General features: G+C 48.1%; 1 protein-coding gene and 1 CRISPR repeat array. The gene reads right to left on the bottom strand.

Annotated features, from left to right (window positions below; genetic code table 11):
• Positions 1-757 precede the first annotated feature (757 nt).
• A complete protein-coding gene (locus BLS65_RS17375; protein ID WP_092441057.1) occupies positions 758-2,038 on the bottom strand; it encodes an IS1380 family transposase in 1,281 nt (426 codons plus the stop codon).
• Between the two features lie 860 nt (positions 2,039-2,898).
• Positions 2,899-3,193: direct repeats of the CRISPR family, unit length 30 nt; unit sequence GTTTCAATTCCAGTATGGTGCGATTGGATG.
• Positions 3,194-3,197 lie beyond the last annotated feature (4 nt).

Below are 3,197 nucleotides of genomic sequence, written 5' to 3'. Positions count from 1 at the left end.
GTGGATAATGCGGGGACGACAGCGCATCCTAAAGCTCTTTTCGGCCAAGAAATACCACCTGCTGCTGGAGTGAAGCGGCCACGCTGCTGTGCCCAATGGGAAAGGTATGCCCGCGCCTCAATAGCTAGTAATTGAATACCTGACACTTACGGTTCGTTACGGTTTTTATTGTTGCAGGCTTCCAAAAAAGGAAGTTGCAAACCATAGGGGGAGCGAAAAACGGAAGAAGTGACGCAAAGAAGGGCTATGTCGAACCAAAAAAATGGCAAAATATCCACCAAGCAAACCTAAATACGCTAAGATTTAAAACCTAGCAATCGACCTGCGGATTTAAGGTACAATAACAATTAATAGTATCCTACTCTATTGGGGCTTTTCGGAATCTGCCCAGGTTGCGGCCGCAAGCCATGCTACAATAATAATACTTACCACCGCCACCCGGTGGCAGTTTGCAATACCTCAGCATGTTTAACAACACTTTTTTTACAGCAAGCCTTAAATCCGCAGGTCAATTGCTAGGTTTTAAATCTTAGCGTATTTATGTTTGCTTGCGGGATATTTTGCCGTTTTTCTGGTTCGCCATAGCCCTTCTTCGCGGCACTTCTTCCGTTTTTTGCTCACCTTTTGGTTTGCGACCTCCTTTTTTTGGAGGCCTGCGGCAATAAAAACCGTAACGAATCGTAAGTGTCAGGTATTCAGACGCTATCTGTTCCTGTGCAGGCATACCTTTCCCATAGGGCTCAACAATGTGGCCGCTTCACTCCAGCAGCAGGTGGTATTTCTTGGCCGAAAAGAGCTTCAGGATGCGCTGCCGGCCCCGCATTATCCACTTGGCCGGCACTACCATGAAGCGGAAAATGAACTTCTTCAACCGGAAGGTTGGCTTGATAAAGCTGAGCCGCTGGCTGATGAACTCCGTCAGCAGGTGGAAGAGGTTGCGGCAGATCGCCATCAGGATCAAGAACACCGTATTCTCCTGAAGGAAGGAGAAGGGCATCTTTTTCCACAGAAAGTCGTTGTTCATCTCGTCGAACAGGCGCTCGCTCTCCCCCCGGTCGTTGTAGAACAGCACCACCTCTAGGTTGGTCATTTCCCAGTTGTTGGTCATTATCGCCCGGTAGGCGAAGGCATCCCCGGTGAACAGGTCGCCCTGGAGGTCGGCCTTCCTTTCCCGGCTCACCACGTAGCGGTAGACCTTAGCCTGGCCAAACGGCGCGTACTCCAGGGTGGCCAGCTCGTACTCCTTAAACCCGATCTCTACCGTTTCCCAGCGCGGGATAGCGCTTACCAGACTGAACAGGTTGGCGCACCGCTGCGCCCGGATGTAGAAGAACTCCGAGTTGGCCTCCACCACCGGTACCACGCTCCTGTCGAACGAACCGCAATCCATTCGGCTGTGCTTTACCCGGATGCCCGCCAAGTTCAGCCCCGCATAGGCCCGCGTAAGGGTCTCGTCCTGCTTGAACTTCACCGAGCTGTTCCCGTTCCGGTTTTCAATGTATTCGGGGTAGTTCCCGATGGACGCGATGCCCGGGAAGTACCCATCAACGTGCTTGTAGCTCCGCTTTGCGTCGTACTTCCCGGTGGGGATAACCTGGTTGTCGTAGTCGAAAACGTAGCTGTCAACCGCTGGGGATAGCTGGCCTGTTTGAACCAGCAGCTGAACCATCAGGTCGTTCAGCTTGGTGTTGATGTTGAACTCGTGCGTAACGCCTGCGGCGGAAACCATGGTCTCCTTCTCCGTAGCCAGCTCCTTCTGCAGGCGCAGCAGCGTGTCGGCCGAGCAGGCTTGAAATCCGGTAAGCTGGTTCAGCTCTGAGCGCAGGTGTTCGGTAATATCCTCGGCACATTCGCCGCCGCATAAAACCAGCATAAGGTAGGATCGAAACAAATCACTGTAGGAATACTGTGCCTTAACTCCCCGAATGCCAAGCGTTTGGTCTATGGTATCGTAAATGGAGGCGTCCCGGATAATTTTGTCTGCAAAATTTATTCCGCCAAAAGAGTTGATAGTGTCGCTAGAATATGTAATTTTCATCCGCTACGATGTTTTCACCTAAGTAGGTGAAAATATTTTAATCGGGAAAGCCTTGTGATGATTATTATTACAGGGGTTCCCGATTATTTTATGCTTTTATGTTGCGGATATAAGGTATAACTAAAGTTAACAAACTAAAACAATTCCTTTGCATGATAACTCCCCGCATCTGTTGAATGATGTCCCAATTTAAAAAGTTGGCTCTATTCTCTGCATAAACGATATATTTAACTGTTGGATTAGCACCCTTCTTTGCGAAACAATGGCCCTTCTTTGTAAGGTATTATCCCTTTTATAATGGATAGCATTTATGCCTGTAAAACCTATATCGATTTTCTCTGAAGTAATTCCCTCCTTTGCTGAACCGCATCCCCTCTCTGTTGGACATTGCCCCTTCATTTAGAATCAACATCCTTTTCCAATGAAATCATTCCCATGTTTGTTTGGAATTGTCCCATGCCTGCTGAATAATGCCCCTTCTCTGAGAAATGATTTCCATATCCTTAGAAATGGGTTCAATGTTTGTTGGAATTATTCCCCTGAAGGCATCTAGAATGAAATGGTCATGAGAATTCTATATGCGGCGATTCCGGAGGCATCAGACATTGGGCGAAAGAAATTAGGGGGACGAAATTGGCACAACATTGTCATTTTTTTTTTGCAAACACGATATATCGTGTCCCTACATCGTGCTGCTATATAATTTGCCTTCCTAACTTCCGTTTATCGCCTAAGGTGCTTGCAAATAAATCATTCTACAATCCGGTTGGTGAGGGCAGCGCATCGTGGCGCTATGCATTGGGCAACAATCGTGCGCGCTGCCAACTGGTTCGGAATTCCTTTTTTTGCATCATCCCACAGTTTCAATTCCAGTATGGTGCGATTGGATGTCAAACGTGATGGCGTTGCAGTTGCTTCGCAGTGTGGTTTCAATTCCAGTATGGTGCGATTGGATGATTCAGCTGTTAAGGCTCAACAGGACTTAGTAGGCAGTTTCAATTCCAGTATGGTGCGATTGGATGACTCGATATCTGAGTAGACTTGCATCTTTGTAAGCGGTTTCAATTCCAGTATGGTGCGATTGGATGCATGCCTGGCTTACCACATCGGCTAGCGCGGGAATTGGTTTCAATTCCAGTATGGTGCGATTGGATGATGA

The sequence above is a fragment of the Williamwhitmania taraxaci genome (assembly GCF_900096565.1).
GTDB lineage: Bacteria > Bacteroidota > Bacteroidia > Bacteroidales > Williamwhitmaniaceae > Williamwhitmania > Williamwhitmania taraxaci.
This window is presented reverse-complemented; position numbering and strand designations above follow the sequence as displayed.